Origin of the sequence: Phyllobacterium sp. CCNWLW109, assembly GCF_037203905.1 — a bacterium.
GTDB classification, from domain to species: domain Bacteria; phylum Pseudomonadota; class Alphaproteobacteria; order Rhizobiales; family Rhizobiaceae; genus Phyllobacterium; species Phyllobacterium ifriqiyense.
Window position 1 is genome coordinate 384,398 of the sequence record NZ_JBBCBK010000002.1, and the last position, 14,966, is coordinate 399,363.

General features: G+C 53.5%; 13 protein-coding genes. 10 read left to right on the top strand and 3 right to left on the bottom strand.

Going from position 1 to position 14,966, the window contains the following annotated elements; genetic code table 11:
* Nucleotide 1: 1 nt before the first annotated feature.
* Entirely contained in the window at nt 2-1,405 is a 1,404-nt protein-coding gene (locus V9K92_RS07140) for a DHA2 family efflux MFS transporter permease subunit (RefSeq protein WP_115055178.1), read from the bottom strand.
* A gap of 190 nt (nt 1,406-1,595) precedes the next feature.
* Here V9K92_RS07140 and V9K92_RS07145 point away from each other — a divergent pair, with 190 nt between their 5' ends.
* The 4 genes from V9K92_RS07145 (at nt 1,596) to V9K92_RS07160 (ending at nt 7,151) form a co-directional block, all read left to right on the top strand.
* Entirely contained in the window at nt 1,596-2,579 is a 984-nt protein-coding gene (locus V9K92_RS07145) for an MBL fold metallo-hydrolase (RefSeq protein WP_115055177.1), read from the top strand.
* A 197-nt stretch (nt 2,580-2,776) separates the two neighbouring features.
* A complete protein-coding gene (gene guaB, locus V9K92_RS07150; RefSeq protein ID WP_115055176.1) occupies nt 2,777-4,282 on the top strand; it encodes an IMP dehydrogenase in 1,506 nt (501 codons plus the stop codon).
* 20 nt (nt 4,283-4,302) lie between these two features.
* Nucleotides 4,303-4,839: a DinB family protein gene (locus tag V9K92_RS07155; protein WP_337353658.1), complete on the top strand. Its 537-nt coding sequence runs from the start codon at nt 4,303-4,305 to the stop codon at nt 4,837-4,839.
* A gap of 125 nt (nt 4,840-4,964) precedes the next feature.
* Nucleotides 4,965-7,151, top strand: coding sequence for a mechanosensitive ion channel family protein (locus tag V9K92_RS07160; RefSeq protein WP_337353659.1), 2,187 nt, complete (start codon nt 4,965-4,967; stop codon nt 7,149-7,151).
* A gap of 2 nt (nt 7,152-7,153) precedes the next feature.
* Here the strand turns inward: V9K92_RS07160 and V9K92_RS07165 are convergent, their stop codons facing one another.
* On the bottom strand, nt 7,154-8,212 hold the full coding sequence (locus tag V9K92_RS07165) for an SDR family oxidoreductase (RefSeq protein WP_337353660.1): 1,059 nt from the start codon (nt 8,210-8,212) through the stop codon (nt 7,154-7,156).
* Nucleotides 8,213-8,314: 102 nt separating this feature from the next.
* Here V9K92_RS07165 and V9K92_RS07170 point away from each other — a divergent pair, with 102 nt between their 5' ends.
* On the top strand, nt 8,315-9,232 hold the full coding sequence (locus V9K92_RS07170; RefSeq protein WP_115055172.1) for a LysR substrate-binding domain-containing protein: 918 nt from the start codon (nt 8,315-8,317) through the stop codon (nt 9,230-9,232).
* Nucleotides 9,233-9,318: 86 nt separating this feature from the next.
* Nucleotides 9,319-9,744: an MAPEG family protein gene (locus V9K92_RS07175; protein WP_115055171.1), complete on the top strand. Its 426-nt coding sequence runs from the start codon at nt 9,319-9,321 to the stop codon at nt 9,742-9,744.
* Nucleotides 9,745-9,746: 2 nt separating this feature from the next.
* Here the strand turns inward: V9K92_RS07175 and V9K92_RS07180 are convergent, their stop codons facing one another.
* Complete coding sequence (locus V9K92_RS07180) at nt 9,747-10,676, bottom strand: hydrogen peroxide-inducible genes activator (protein WP_115055170.1); 930 nt, start codon at nt 10,674-10,676, stop codon at nt 9,747-9,749.
* A gap of 135 nt (nt 10,677-10,811) precedes the next feature.
* On the opposite strand from V9K92_RS07180, the gene katA reads away from it, so the two are divergent.
* The 4 genes from katA (at nt 10,812) to V9K92_RS07200 (ending at nt 14,856) form a co-directional block, all read left to right on the top strand.
* The gene (gene katA, locus V9K92_RS07185) at nt 10,812-12,308 is read left to right on the top strand and encodes a catalase KatA (protein WP_307283118.1); all 1,497 of its coding nucleotides are present in this window, start codon (nt 10,812-10,814) and stop codon (nt 12,306-12,308) included.
* Between the two features lie 121 nt (nt 12,309-12,429).
* Entirely contained in the window at nt 12,430-13,719 is a 1,290-nt protein-coding gene (locus tag V9K92_RS07190) for an RsmB/NOP family class I SAM-dependent RNA methyltransferase (protein ID WP_337353661.1), read from the top strand.
* A gap of 38 nt (nt 13,720-13,757) precedes the next feature.
* Nucleotides 13,758-14,216 (top strand): TspO/MBR family protein, encoded by a 459-nt coding sequence (locus V9K92_RS07195; protein WP_336440521.1) that lies wholly within the window; start codon nt 13,758-13,760, stop codon nt 14,214-14,216.
* Between the two features lies 1 nt (nt 14,217).
* Nucleotides 14,218-14,856 (top strand): 5'-methylthioadenosine/S-adenosylhomocysteine nucleosidase, encoded by a 639-nt coding sequence (locus V9K92_RS07200; RefSeq protein WP_115055166.1) that lies wholly within the window; start codon nt 14,218-14,220, stop codon nt 14,854-14,856.
* The last annotated feature ends 110 nt before the right edge of the window (nt 14,857-14,966 follow it).

Consider the following 14,966-nt stretch of genomic DNA (forward strand, 5'->3'; position numbering starts at 1 on the left):
GCTATTCGGCAGGCGAAACAACCTTGATTCGTGGCCGATGGCCGGAAACCTCCGCCCCGGCGTCCGCTTTCAAGCCGCGAAATGACAGGCAAGCAAGTCCGGAAACCGCGGCAACGATAAAGAATGCCGTATGAAAGTCTGATAGTTGCAGCGGCCCTCCATGCAACTTTGTAGACACTTCAAGAATGCCGCCAGCGACAGCAACACCCAGGGCTATCGAAATTTGCTGTGCGACAGAACTGATTGGAGTGGCCTGACTGGTCTGTTCATTGGGAATATCCGCATAGGCCAGCGCATTTGTTCCGGTGAAAAACAGCGAACGGAAAAAACCGCCGGCGAGCAATAGTAGGATCATCAGCCAATAGGGCGTTGCCGGCGTGAAAAGCCCGTTGACCGCGATAAAGACCGCCGCGACGACGGAGCCATACATGAGCGAGTTGCGAAAACCGGTCTTGGCGTAGAACCATTTTGTCACAAGCTTCATGCTCATCGCTCCCAAAGCTGACACGAATGTAATCATGCCTGACTGGAAGGGCGTCATGCCGAAGCCGATCTGAAACATGAGCGGCAGCAGGAAAGGGACAGCGCCGACGCCAATACGAAACAGGCTGCCACCAACGATGGATGCCCGGAACACCTGGTTTTTGAAAAGATCGAGCGCCAGCAAAGGCTCTGGCTTGTTGCGCGCGTGAAAAAGATAAAGAACGGTAGATACAAGTCCAACGGCAAGTGTTGTCAGCCCTACCCATGAGGGCAGCGCAGGCAGGCTGACAACCGACAACCCAAATACGACACCGGAAGCGGCGATTCCGCTCAAAAAGAAACCGATAACATCAAGCGGCCGCCGTACCAGTGTTTCCACGGAAGGCAGGTAGCGTGTGGCAAACCAGATCCCGATTATTCCAATCGGCACGTTGATCAGGAAGATCCAGTGCCAGCTGAAATAGGTCGTGAGAAAACCTCCGACGGGCGGGCCCAATAGCGGTCCGATCAGCGCAGGCATGGTCAGCCACGCCATTGCCCCCACAAGCTCATTGCGCGGCGTTGATCGCACAAGAACGAGACGCCCCACCGGTGTCATCATTGCGCCGCCGACGCCTTGAAGAAAACGCGATACGACAAAGGCCAGCAGCGAATTTGATACCGCGCAGGCGATGGAACCGAGAACAAACACCACGATCGCGGCACGAAACACGTTTTTTGCACCGAACCTGTCTGCCATCCACCCGCTTACGGGGATGAAAACCGCAAGCGAGACGAGATAGGCGGTCAATGCCAGCTTCAGTGCAATGGGGCTCGTCCCAATGTCCGCCGCGATGGCTGGCAGGGATGTCGAAATAACAGTCGAGTCCATCTGCTCCATGAAGAGGGCGACGGCGAGGACGAGTGGAATGACACGGTTCAAAATCTAATCCAGTTCTCAAAGCATTGAGAAAGCGGGTCCGGCGCCGGACAACAGCTCATGAGCGATGCGATAGCACCGGCATTGCTGGTGCTCAAGCCGCGATCAAACAGAAGTGATCTACGCATGTCTTTGTTTTTGGTCTTTCCGCGCTACAACCTGAAAAGCATTCGCACCTCAAGGAGATTGATCCATGTCAACATTTGAGATTTCGCGCCGCGATCTGTTTCTGGCTTCCACTGCGATGGCTGGAGGACTGGCATCAGCCAGTATTATGGGCACCGCTGAAGCTGCCGTGCCGCATTCGGATATACAATCCCCCGGCTTCAAGCGTTTCAAACTTGGTGACTTTGAAATAACCACCTTGCTTGACGGTTTGCGCCCGGGAGACGGGCCTCATCCGACTTTCGGAGCCAATCAAACCCAGGAAACAGTTGCAGAGCTTATGCGCAATAATTTTCTGCCGGAGACCAAGTTCGTCAATGGCTTCACCCCTGTCTTGATCAATACCGGTTCTGACGTCGTGTTGGTTGATACCGGTTTTGGCGTTGGCGGGCGTGAAAATGGTCTGGGCCAGTTGGAAAACAACATGAAAGCAGCCGGATATACGCCGGATGCGGTCACCGTCGTTCTCATCACCCATATGCACGGAGATCATATTGGTGGGCTGATGAATGGCGATAAACCGGCTTTTGCCAATGCGCGTTATGTAGGCGGCCAGATCGAATATGATTTCTGGACAGATGCCGCACGCACAGGAACGCCCGCTGAAAATAACGCGAAAGCGGTCAATGCCAAGGTCAAGCCGCTTGCCGACAAATTTACCTTTATCAAGGCTGGCGATGAGGTTGTGCCGGGTATTACCAGTGAAGCAGCCTATGGCCACACGCCGGGTCACATGATTTTTCATGTAGAGTCGGCAGGCAAGCGCCTGGTTTTGACAGCCGATACCGCCAATCACTATGTGGCGTCGCTGCAACGTCCTGAATGGGAAGTGAGCTTTGACGGCGACAAGGCAATGGCCGCAGAGACCCGTAAGAAGGTTTTCGATAAGATTGCCGCTGATAAAGTACCCTTCATCGGCTACCACATGCCTTTCCCGAGTGTTGGTTATGCGGAAAAGCTGGAAACAGGCTATCGCTTCGTACCTGCGACCTATCAGTTCGACGTCGGGTGACGGGCATTTCTATTTTGGCAATTGCAATATTATGTGTCTGAACAGGGCGTAAAGGGCCAGCAGTTGCGTTTACGGCTTTTCAAACTGACATAAGCATGTTACCAGCCCGTGCCAATTCACTTGAATAGACCTTGATCGACGCTCCACCTCACGTGGCGCGTCCTTTAGTCGTATTAGCCGTATGTTAGGAATTGGTAATGGCAAAAATCGTTGAATCCGCAACAGGCGCACTGGCACTGACATTTGATGATGTCCTGCTGCAACCCGGTCATTCCGAAGTTATGCCTGGCCAGACGGATATCCGCACCCGTATCGCAGCTGATATTGAGCTGAACCTGCCTCTCTTGTCTGCCGCCATGGATACTGTCACCGAGTCGCGCCTTGCAATCGCTATGGCGCAGGCTGGGGGCATGGGTGTCATCCATCGCAATCTGACACCGGAATTGCAGGCTGAAGAAGTCCGGCAGGTCAAGAAGTTCGAATCCGGTATGGTCGTAAATCCGGTCACCATCGGCCCGGATGCAACGCTCGCCGATGCGCAGGCGTTGATGCGTGCCCATGGCATTTCCGGCATTCCGGTTGTCGAGAATGCGGGTGAGGGTAGCCGCAAGCCTGGCCGCCTCGTCGGTATCCTGACTAATCGCGATGTGCGTTTCGCATCGGATCCGGCGCAGAAAATCTATGAGCTTATGACGCGCGAGAACCTGATTACTGTTCGCGAGAACAATGTTCAGCACGAAGAAGCCAAGCGATTGCTTCATCAACACCGCATTGAGAAGCTGCTGGTCGTAGACAATAAAGGCCACTGTGTCGGCCTGATTACCGTCAAGGATATGGAAAAGTCGCAGCTTAACCCGAATGCAGCAAAGGATGCGCAGGGCCGTTTGCGCGTTGCCGCTGCTTCCAGTGTTGGCGAAGATGGTTTTGAACGCGCCGAACGCCTCATCGCCGCAGGTGTCGATATTCTTGTCATCGACACAGCGCACGGTCATTCCCAGCGTGTGCTTGATGCGGTTACCCGCGCCAAGAAAATGTCAAATGCCGTGCGGATCATTGCCGGTAACGTCGCCACCGCTGCCGGAACACAGGCTCTGATCGATGCGGGCGCCGATGCGGTCAAGGTTGGAATTGGACCCGGCTCAATCTGCACCACGCGTATCGTCGCCGGTGTTGGTGTGCCGCAGCTTTCCGCCATCATGTCGGCGGTGGAGGCTGCACAGAAAGCCGATATTCCAGTTATTGCCGATGGCGGTATCAAGTATTCGGGCGATTTTGCCAAGGCGCTGGCTGCCGGCGCATCTGCTGCCATGGCCGGCTCTGCGCTTGCCGGCACCGAAGAAAGCCCCGGTGAAGTCTATTTGTATCAGGGCCGTTCATTCAAAGCCTATCGCGGCATGGGCTCCGTCGGCGCAATGGCACGCGGCTCGGCAGATCGCTATTTCCAGGCGGAAGTGCGCGATGAGCTAAAGCTTGTTCCAGAAGGCATTGAGGGTCAGGTCGCCTATAAGGGCCCGGTTTCTGGCGTTCTGCATCAGCTTGCTGGCGGCCTGCGCGCTTCCATGGGTTATGTGGGTGCAAAAAATCTGGAAGAATTCCGCGAAAAGGCTACATTCGTCCGTATTACCAATGCTGGTCTGCGCGAGAGCCACACCCATGATGTCACCATCACCCGTGAAAGCCCGAACTATCCTGGCGGCAACTGATCATCTGAAAGGTGAGGGCGATGTCTGACATCTCCCTCCAAGCCCATTTTTCGGCCATGGCGCGCAACAGCGCCTGGTCAAATCATCGATTGCTGACTGCCTGTGAGCAGTTATCACCTGCCGAATTTGCTCAAGAGCGCACCAGTTTCTTTCCCTCGATACAGCTGACCCTTAATCATAACCTGATCGTCGATCACATATATATGGCTGATATGATCGGCGTTGGTCGGGCGAATATTGGTTTGGAAGGCGACGTACCATTTCCTGCTGCCAGCGACTTGAAGAAGGCACAGGAGGAATTTGATAAGTCGCTTATCGATTTTTGTGACGGGTTGAGCGCTGCTGACCTTGCCCGGGTTATTTCCATCACATGGAGAACCGGAGACACATCTCGCGAACCGATTTCTCTCGTCCTGTCGCATCTGTTCGTGCACCAGATTCACCACCGCGGGCAGGCCCATGCCATGCTGGCTGGGACAAACGTTCCGCCGCCACAGCTTGATGAATTCTTTCTCAATTACGACAAGCCGCGAAGAACAGGCGAGCCCTATACTTGAAATGCCGCAACCTTCTTTGTTGACAGACAAGACCTGCCGGATTGTGTTAGATAATTCATAATACTGCTGGGGTTGGCCATAACCAATCCATGCAGGCGTGTCACTCTTTGCGTTGATGGCAGCCCATGACCGTTTTACCTTCTTCATTGCTGAAAGTACTGATCAGTGTTTTTGCGGTGCTGTTCCTATTGACGTCACCAGTTTTTGCTCAGAGTGCACCAGCTGCCGAGCCGATCACACCGACGAAAGTTGACCAGTTTATCCAGCTGCTGTCCGACCCCGAAGTGAAGACATGGCTGGAAAAGGAGCTGGCAAAACCGGCACCTCCTGTGGCTACCGGTACAGTGACACCAGAATCCGCGACCATGACAAAATCCATGGTCTCGTCTTCTCTCGACACGGTGAAACAGCATATTGAACGCACCGCCAGAACAATCCCGGACCTGCCGAGACAGTTCATGCAGGCGCGTTCCACAATTATGTCCGAGCTGAGCGACCGCGGTCTCTTGGGTGTATTCCTGCTGGTGGGTATTTTTATTGCTGCCGGTATCGCATTGCAGAGACTGGTTTACCGCCTGACAGTGCGATATCGTCGATGGCTCATCAGCTTATCGAAGGATACGCCGCAGGGCAGGGCAAAGAAAATCAGCGCCCGTTTTCTATACTCTGGCCTCATGATCCTCGCCTTCAGCGTCGGCAGCACAGGCGCTTTCATGATTTTCGAGTGGCCGCCATTATTGCGTGAGATCGTGCTTGCTTACTTGACCGCTGCAACCGGCACCTGGGCTGTCAATGTGTTCTGCAAGGCAGGATTGATCACATCCAGCATGCAGGTCGCGCATTCGGAGGAAGTGCGGGCATTGCCAATATCAGACGAAACCGCCGATCACTGGAGCCATTGGCTTGTCATCATTGCCGGCTGGTTCCTGTTTGTGGATGCAACCTTCTCGCTGCTGCCGCTTTTGGGTCTGACCTCAGACGGGATTGTCGCACTGGCCATACCGGCAAGTTTTGTCCTGTTGTGTCTTGGGCTGGTTGCTATATGGCGCCGTCCGCGGGCTTCGGTTGCGGAGGGCAAAAAGCAGTTGGTCAGTCATGTTGCCGCGACATGGCTGATGACGGTCTATTTTATCGGACTTTGGTTGCTCCAGCTGACGGGAGCCTGGGTGCTTTTCTCGGTTGTCGCGCTTGCATTCGTGATCCCGCTGCTCGTCATCATAGCGCACAAGGCGGTCCATTTCATATTGCGGCCCGCAACAGCCGAAGCAGGGGGCGCAACTGTTCCCGCCGTTACGCTTGCGGTCGTTGATCGCGGCATTCGCGTCGCGTTGATCTTGCTTGCCATATTCATTACGGCCCGCATGTGGGGCGTCGGCATGTCCAGCATGCAGAACCTCCAAAACCCGACAACGACGCTGATTGTTCGCGGTATTGTCAATACGCTGGTCATCGCTCTTGCTGCAGACTTCGGCTGGAGCATCATAAAGGCATTGATCGAGCGCAAGCTTGGTGTCCATCATCACGCACAGGAAGAACATGCCGAGATCGATCCGCAGCAGGCACGGTTGCGTACTCTGTTGCCGATCATTTCCAATATTCTGTTCGCTTCTCTTCTGATCATGGCAATCCTGATGATCCTCTCTTCGATTGGTATTCAGATCGGGCCGTTGATTGCGGGCGCGGGCGTCGTCGGCGTCGCCATTGGCTTTGGTGCGCAAACCGTGGTGAAGGATGTTATTTCCGGCGTGTTCTACCTGCTCGACGATGCGTTCCGTATTGGCGAGTATATTAGCAGCGGGAAATATATGGGCACGGTTGAAAGTTTCAGCCTCCGCTCGATCAAGCTTCGCCACCATCGCGGTCCGGTTTTCACCATACCCTTCGGGGAGTTGGGAGCAGTGCAGAACCAGAGCCGCGATTGGACGATGGACAAGTTCAATATCACCGTAGGCTTTGACACAGATATTGAAGCTGCGCGAAAGTTGATCAAACGTGTGGGAGCTGAGCTTGCAACTGATCCAGAATTTGCCCCTTGGGTCATTGAACCAATTAAAATGCAGGGTATTCAGGAATTTGGCGAGTACGGCATAGTGCTGCGTATGAAGATGACGACAAAACCTGGCGGAGCCTTCGCAATGAAGCGCAAATTCTTTATCGCCGTGCGCAAGGCTTTCAAGGAAAACAACATTGAACTGCCTGTCCCAACTGTCCACGTGCAGAAAGGCGAAGAAACCGCACCGGTTGTGGCACAGAACCATACTGCGCGCCGCAAGCGCGCAGCCGTATTAAAGGCAGCTGAAGACGCCGCCTGATCTTATGGGATAATTTTGCGTGTCTTCAGATCATCGAAGACACGCAGAAACATTTCCTCCGTATTGATATACTCATGAAAGCCGGCGCGCCGCAGTTTTGTCCCGTCGGCAAAGAAATCATAATCCCAGCCGAAAACGAAATCGCCAAAGCCCCACGCGGAGACGTCGGAATAGGGCGTTGGCGCAAGACCGTGCTTTTCCACCATCTGCTCCCACAGTTTCGCTTTGTCAGCCATGATGACATTAAGTGACATGGGCAAAGGTGGGGCAACATCCAAGCCGAAATATTGCGCAATTCTGGGCCATAACTCGCTCCAACGGAATAAATCGCCATTATTGATGTTGAAGGCCTGATTGCCGCATTGCGGATTAGTCGCAATGAATACAGTCGCGCGTGCCAATAGACCGGCATCCGTCATTTCCAGGAGGCTGTGATATGCGCCGGGCTTTCCTGGAAAGCGCAATGGAATACCAAGCTCCTTCGACATTGACGCATAGACAGCAATGACCGAGGCCAGATTCATGGGATTACCCAGAGCAAAGCCGATAACCACAGAAGGGCGCAATGCCGACCAGTTCCAGCTTTTGCCCTTTTGCAAGGCTTCAAGGAAATCCTGCTGGTCGATGTTGAATTCCGGCGGCATGTGATTGGCGTCGGTTTCGCGTGCCGGCGTTTTGAACGGGCCCAGATGTGCACCATAGACCTTATAGCCTTGCATGAGACTGATATGTTCAAGGCTAGGCGCAATCGGCTCGATTGCATTCACCACATTGACCAGCATTGCCAGATTGGGCGCGACCAGCTCGGCCCAGCTTGGACGATCCTGGTAGGCCGCATAAAATATGTGAGTGATATTGGTCAGATGGGAAAGCTTGGCTTTTGCCTCTGCCGCATTAAGAAGATCGACGGCGATATGACTGACTTTCCCTACCGTCTCACCTCCTCGCCGTGACAGACCAACAATATCCCAATCGCCAAGCTCGACCAGATGCGCAATAAGATTGCTACCGATAATGCCATTGGCACCGACAACAACTGCCTGCTTCGTTTTTTCCGTCATTTGAACCGCTCCATTTTGCTGGAGGGAATATCATCCATGCAGAATTGTTTGTGTAGGGCGTCAATAATGATATGATTCATAAGAGAAACTTTGAGGTTAGTGATGGATCGGTTATCGGCGATGAAAACTTTCGTGCGCGTCGCAGAGCTTGGAACTCTGTCCGCGGCTGCACGTGAGCTTGGCCTGACACAGCCCGCCGTCAGCCAGCAGATCGCTGCTCTTGAACGTCATCTGGGTATCAGCCTTTTTCATCGTTCGACGCGTCAGCTTGTCGTGACTGAGGGAGGCGAAACCTACTATCGGCGCGCCCTTGAAATATTGCATGCGGTGGATGAAGCGGAAGAGGGCGCCACCGCCTATTCCACTGCGTTACGAGGTAGTTTGCGCATCCACGCGCCCGTCGGCTTTGGCCAAATGTACCTCGCTCGCTTTGTAATCAATTTCCAGCAGCAGCATCCGGATTTGCGGTCTGAACTGGTCCTCGACGACCGCATTGCCGATCTGATCACCGATAATGTCGACGTGGCTATCCGGTTCGGCGCAATGAAATCATCTGACTTGATTGCACGTAAACTCGGCTCATTTGACAGGGTTCTGGTCGCCTCTCCAGACTACATCACCACACATGGCAGCCCGGTCACGCCGGATGATCTCGTCAAGCACGGGTTTGTCCGTTTCATTTGGTCCCCGCCGGGAGAAATGGTGCCTTTGATAGGGCCAGATGGTTCGGTCGATGCGGCAATCAGGTCTGTTTTCCTCGCCAATAACGCATTTGTGCTCAATGACGCTCTCTGCGCAGGCCTTGGTATTGGTGCCGCACAGCTGCCGCTTGTTCAACCCTTGATCAATGGTGGAAAGTTGGTTCGCATATTGCCGGATTATGGATATGCGCCGATGGACATCCATGCCGTATATGCCAGCGGGCGTTTCCTGCCACGCAAGATCAAGCTGTTCGTCGAATATCTTTTGGCGGAAATGAGATCGATACCGGGCTTGCATATGGTCAATTCCCGCACATAAGCACCGTCAGTAAATTATGCATAGGGACGATGGAGAATTTCCGCAGTCTCCTTTATTGGGAACATTCCGGACAGCAGGAGAACGCCATGTCACAGACACAAATTTTCTGGCCCATGATCACTTTGACCTTTCTGATCTATTGCGTTTATTTACTGCTTTTTCTTCGGCGCCGGCGGGCGGTCATGAGCGGTCAGGCAAAGATTCAAGAGTTCATCATTCCAACGAGCGAGCCGGAAATCAGCGCAACGACGATCCGCAACCTGGGCAATCTCTACGAAGTGCCACTGTTGTTCTATGTCGTTTGCCTGTCACTCTATGTGGTTAACGGCGTATCATATCTCGCTGTGGTCATCGCCTGGCTCTTTGTCGGCGCGCGGCTGGCTCATACGTTTATTCACGTCACGACGAACCGGCTTCGTTATCGGCAGCCGATTTTCGTATTGGGCTTTATTCTCAATGGCGTTCTTTGGATCATGCTGGCAATGCACCTTCTGCTGCCACCAGTGGTTTAAGTTTAAGCCACCAAATCAGCCAATTCTTTTTCTGAAACGGTCAATTTGCGGCCGCAATCCATGATGACAGCCGCAAGCGCCTCAAAATCTTCGCGTCGTTTGCTCTGCTTTCGCCAGATCAACCCTATTTCACGGGCGGGTTCAGGAGCGGCAAAAGATGAAATCCTTACATTATTGCGGCCAGCCTCGGTCCGAACGGCTATTTCCGGAATCAATGTGAGACCCATGCCGTGGCTGACCATCTGCAATAATGTCGCCAGACTGGTCGCGCCATAATTGACGAGTTGTCTTTGCTTGACGCTGGTACATACAGCCAAGGCCTGATCGCGCAGGCAGTGGCCTTCTTCCAGCAGCAGCAGGCGCTCAACAGCAACATTCTCCTGCGTCATGGGCGATGAAAGAATATCCGTGTCGTTGCTCGATGTGGCGATCAGAAAACGATCACGGAAAAGCGGCATCGAGACTGTGCCCTCGCCATCGATAGGCAGCGCGGCGATCAGGACATCGAGATCACCAAGCCGCAAATCCTCCACCAGCTTCGAGGTTAAAGCTTCGCGCAGTTCAATGGAAAGATCCGGATAGTTGTCGTGCAGGTGCGGGATGAGTATCGGCAGCAGATAGGGCGCTATGGTTGGAATGATTCCGAGACGCAGGCGACCCAGCAAAGTGCCGCGCTTTTCCAATGCCAGATCTTCCAATGAGCGGATTTCATCAAGAATGCTCTGGATTTTAGGCAGCAATTTGCGACCCATATCTGTCAAAACAACCGAGCGACGGGTCCGCTCAAACAATGTCGTACCAAGTCGCGTCTCCATTTCCGCTATTTGGGCTGAGAGAGCAGGCTGCGATATACGCGCCGCCTCTGCTGCCTTGCGAAAGTGCAGCGTGGTGGCGAGGATATCAAAATAGCGCATTTGCCGTACAGAAAACATGATAGGTAAATCCTATCAATAATAATTCTAAATACAATTGGAAACTATGATTGGAATAGTTCTATTCTGGAATCAGAGGTCAGCTGAAGCTGCGCCGATCATTTCAAAGCTCGAGACAATCAAGGGAGAAGCCCCATGGCTGACCGTCCAACATTGACGACAACCGCCGGTGCACCGGTATCGGACAATCAGAATTCCAGAACTGCAGGTGAGCGTGGTCCGGTACTGCTTGATGATTATCAGCTGCTTGAAAAGCTCGCGCATCAGAATCGCGAGCGCATTCCTGAGCGCGTGGTTCATGCCAAAGGTTGGGGCGCATTTGGTACATTGAAGATCACCGGCGATATTTCGCGTTACACCAAAGCCAAGGCTCTGCAGCCCGGTGCAGAAACTCCATTGCTTCTGCGTTTCTCGACTGTTGCCGGTGAGCTTGGCGCTGCCGATGCTGAGCGTGATGTGCGCGGTTTTGCGTTGAAGTTCTATACAAGCGAAGGCAATTGGGATCTCGTCGGCAATAATACGCCGGTATTCTTCGTTCGCGATCCACTGAAGTTCCCGGATTTCATTCACACGCAGAAGCGTCATCCACGCACCAACCTGCGTTCTGCCACTGCCATGTGGGACTTCTGGTCGCTTTCACCCGAAAGTCTGCATCAGGTAACAATTCTCATGTCGGATCGCGGCCTGCCAGTCGCGCCGATGTATATGAATGGCTACGGCTCCCATACCTATTCTTTCTGGAACGATGCCGGTGAACGTTTCTGGGTCAAGTTCCACTTCAAGACGCAGCAGGGTCACAAGTTCTACACAAACGCGGAAGCCGAAACCCTTATCGGCAAATCTCGTGAAACCTATCAGGAAGAACTCTTCGGCGGCATCGAGCGCGGTGAATTCCCGAAATGGACTGTTCAGGTTCAGGTCATGACCGAAGCTGAAGCCGAACGTACGAGCTATAATCCATTTGATCTAACCAAGGTCTGGCCGCATGGTGAATTCCCGCCGATTGAAATTGGTGTGATGGAACTCAACCGCAATGCGGACAATTATTTCGCCGAAATCGAACAGGCTGCTTTCTCGCCATCAAACGTTGTTCCGGGCATCGGCCACTCACCTGACAAGATGTTGCAGGCACGTGTTTTCTCCTATGCTGACGCCCATCGCTATCGTCTTGGCACGCATTATGAGGCGCTTCCGGTTAACCAGCCGAAATGCCCTGTTCATCACTATCACAAGGATGGCCAGATGAATTTCTTCGGCCAGAAAACCGGCAATGTGGATGCTTATTATGAGCCCAACAGCTTTTCCGGCGCAGTAGAACAGCCTTCGGCCAAAGAGCCGCCGCTCAAGCTTTCGGGCGATGCGGACCGCTTCAACCACCGCATCGGCAATGATGATTACGGTCAGGTAACCGCATTGTTCAACCTCTTCGATGCTGGTCAGCGCTCGCGACTCTTCTCTAACATTGCTGCGGCAATGGGCGGCGTTCCAAGCGAGATCATCGAGCGCCAGTTGGTGCATTTCGCCCGTGTTCACCCGGATTATGAAGCCGGTGTGCGTGCCGCTTTGAAAGAGGCACATGGCTATGAGGCCAATGCTATCTCCAACGAGGAAAAAGACGTCGCTGCCGAATAGGCCGACGCGAACAACGAACAATAGAAAGCCGGGGCGCAAGCCCCGGCTTTCTTTTATTGTCGCAGCCATGTATGCGACAGTGAAAGAGTTGGAAAAGCTCTAAGGCTAACAAGGAATTCATATGCGACTTGGCGGACGCCTGCAGGCGGCAATCGAAGTTCTCGAAGATATTGAAAATCGCAAGCGTCCCGCCTCGGATGCTTTGAAGGATTGGGGGTTGTCGCATCGTTTCGCCGGAGCTGGTGACCGTGCTGTCATTGGTAATATTGTCTATGATGCGCTGCGCCGGAAATTGTCGCTCGGTTGGCGCATGGATAGCGATGCGGCACGCCATATCGCTTTTGGTGTTCTGCTGTCCGATGCCGAACTGAATATTGAAGATATCAATGCCGCGCTTGAAGGCGACAAGTTTGCTCCAGAACCTCTCGATGCAGATCGTTTGGCTATTTGGGAATCGCGTGATTTGGTGTCTGCCCCCGATCATATTCGTGCCGATGTGTCGGAATGGTGCGTGCCACATTTCCAGGCGATCTTCGGCGATAAATGGGTGGAAGAAGCGGCAGCATTGAGCGACCGGCCTCCTGTTGATCTTCGCGTCAATACGTTGAAGGCTGACCGCGAAAAGGTGCTGAAAGAACTGGCACGCGCTGGAGCTAATCCCGCGCCGCTGCTGGAAACGGCTATTCGTGTGCCGCCTTTACGCGCCATGGGTCGTCATCCAAACGTACAGGCTGAGCCAGCCTTCCAGCGCGGATTGTTCGAGGTGCAGGACTTGGGCTCGCAGATTGCAGCCAAGCTCAGCAATGCTAAGCCGGGCGAACAGGTGCTGGACTACTGCGCCGGTGCAGGCGGCAAGACGCTTGCCCTGGCTGCCGAGATGAATAATAAGGGACAGATCCACGCCTATGATGCGGAACGCGCGCGTTTGGCACCTATATTTGACCGCCTCAAGCGGGCAGGGGTACGCAACGCACAGGCCCATGCCAATATAAGCGATCTCGTTCCGCTGGAAGGCCAGATGGATCTGGTTCTTGTTGACGCGCCATGCACCGGTTCAGGAACATGGCGGCGCAGGCCGGATGCAAAATGGCGATTGAGCGAGCAACAGCTGGAGCGGCGCGAAGTTGAGCAGCGCCAGGTGTTGGATGCCGCCAAGGCTTATGTGAAGCCGGGTGGACGCTTGGTCTACATTACCTGTTCGCTTTTCGCTCCCGAAAACGGCAATCAGGTTTCGGCATTTCTAGCGGCAAACCCCGAATACGGCGTCATCGACAGCCAGCCGATCTGGAGCCAGGCTGTGTCTGAAGACAAGGACCTCAGACCATTGTTTAAAGATGGAACCACGATCCTCTCTCCGTTTTCAACATCAACCGATGGCTTCTTCATTTCGGTTCTCAGGCGGGAAAAATAAGGCTACAACCGGCGCAAGTCATTCACAGGAATATTCCTATGTCTCGTTCCATGGTGCTTTTGCTGTTTTTGGTTTTAGTCGTTGGTGGTGGGCTTGCAATTGGTTACATAACCCTTCCGGGTGAATGGTATGCCAGTCTGGTCAAGCCATCATTCAATCCGCCGAACTGGCTTTTTGCTCCCGTCTGGACAGTTCTTTACGTCATTATCGCTCTTGCTGGCTGGCGCGTATGGGATCGTGGTCTGGCATCCCCCCAGCAATTCTGGTGGGCACAACTTCTATTCAATTTTCTTTGGTCGCCGAGTTTTTTCGGGCTCCAGCAAATGGGTCTTGCACTGGTCGTCATCGTGCTTCTGCTGATTTCGATTATAGGCTTCATCAAAGTGAGCTGGAGCACAGAGCGCACATCGGCAATTTTGTTTCTCCCTTATCTGGCATGGGTGGCCTTCGCGACCCTGCTTAACGCTTCCCTTTATTGGTTGAACCCGGCAGGCTGAAATGTTTGATTATGTGACACCGATTGCTGGCAAACGCGTTCTGTTTGCCATGGCCGCAACTGCCGAATATGGCCATCACTTGCAAAAACTTTTTACGCCGCTGATCACTGGCGTCGGCCCCGTGGAATCGGCCGTCAGCGTTTCGTCCGTTCTCGCACATTTGGGGGCCACATCGTCCTTGCCGGATTTGGTCGTATCGTTGGGTTCTGCCGGATCCCGCATTCTTGAACAGACCGAAATCTATCAGGCGACCAGTGTGTCCTATCGGGACATGGATGCCTCGCCGCTAGGGTTTATCAAGGGTGCCACGCCATTTCTTGACCTGCCGGTGAAGCTCCCACTCGATTATCGCATTCCGGGTATAAAGGAAGCGACACTATCCAGTGGTGCCAACATCGTCTCGGGCAAAGCCTATGATCTAGTTGACGCGGATATGGTGGAAATGGAGACGTTCTCCATCCTTCGTGCCTGCCATCGCTTCAATCTCCCTTTGATCGGTCTGCGTGGAATTTCCGATGGCGCAGAGGAGCTTCAGCATCTCGGGGATTGGACTGAATATCTCCATGTGATCGATGAGAAACTCGCCGTCGCTGTTGAAACCATGGCTGATGCAATCGAAGATGGAACAATCAATTTATAATGCAACATTTAAACAGGCTTCCCTTAACCCATTGCTTCATTGCATTGAGAAGTTCTTTGGTTGGGAAATCTAAAATATCTTCGTCGGAGAAACTGGCTTCCAGTTGCCTC

Excerpts from the sequence above, each read along its gene's own strand:
- V9K92_RS07145 (WP_115055177.1), top strand. The coding sequence starts at position 1,596 with ATGTCAACATTTGAGATTTCGCGCCGCGATCTGTTTCTGGCTTCCACT.
- guaB (WP_115055176.1), top strand. The coding sequence starts at position 2,777 with ATGGCAAAAATCGTTGAATCCGCAACAGGCGCACTGGCACTGACATTT.
- V9K92_RS07155 (WP_337353658.1), top strand. The coding sequence starts at position 4,303 with ATGTCTGACATCTCCCTCCAAGCCCATTTTTCGGCCATGGCGCGCAAC.
- V9K92_RS07160 (WP_337353659.1), top strand. The coding sequence starts at position 4,965 with ATGACCGTTTTACCTTCTTCATTGCTGAAAGTACTGATCAGTGTTTTT.
- V9K92_RS07165 (WP_337353660.1), bottom strand. The coding sequence starts at position 8,212 with ATGACGGAAAAAACGAAGCAGGCAGTTGTTGTCGGTGCCAATGGCATT.
- V9K92_RS07170 (WP_115055172.1), top strand. The coding sequence starts at position 8,315 with ATGGATCGGTTATCGGCGATGAAAACTTTCGTGCGCGTCGCAGAGCTT.
- V9K92_RS07175 (WP_115055171.1), top strand. The coding sequence starts at position 9,319 with ATGTCACAGACACAAATTTTCTGGCCCATGATCACTTTGACCTTTCTG.
- V9K92_RS07180 (WP_115055170.1), bottom strand. The coding sequence starts at position 10,676 with ATGTTTTCTGTACGGCAAATGCGCTATTTTGATATCCTCGCCACCACG.
- katA (WP_307283118.1), top strand. The coding sequence starts at position 10,812 with ATGGCTGACCGTCCAACATTGACGACAACCGCCGGTGCACCGGTATCG.
- V9K92_RS07190 (WP_337353661.1), top strand. The coding sequence starts at position 12,430 with ATGCGACTTGGCGGACGCCTGCAGGCGGCAATCGAAGTTCTCGAAGAT.
- V9K92_RS07195 (WP_336440521.1), top strand. The coding sequence starts at position 13,758 with ATGTCTCGTTCCATGGTGCTTTTGCTGTTTTTGGTTTTAGTCGTTGGT.
- V9K92_RS07200 (WP_115055166.1), top strand. The coding sequence starts at position 14,218 with ATGTTTGATTATGTGACACCGATTGCTGGCAAACGCGTTCTGTTTGCC.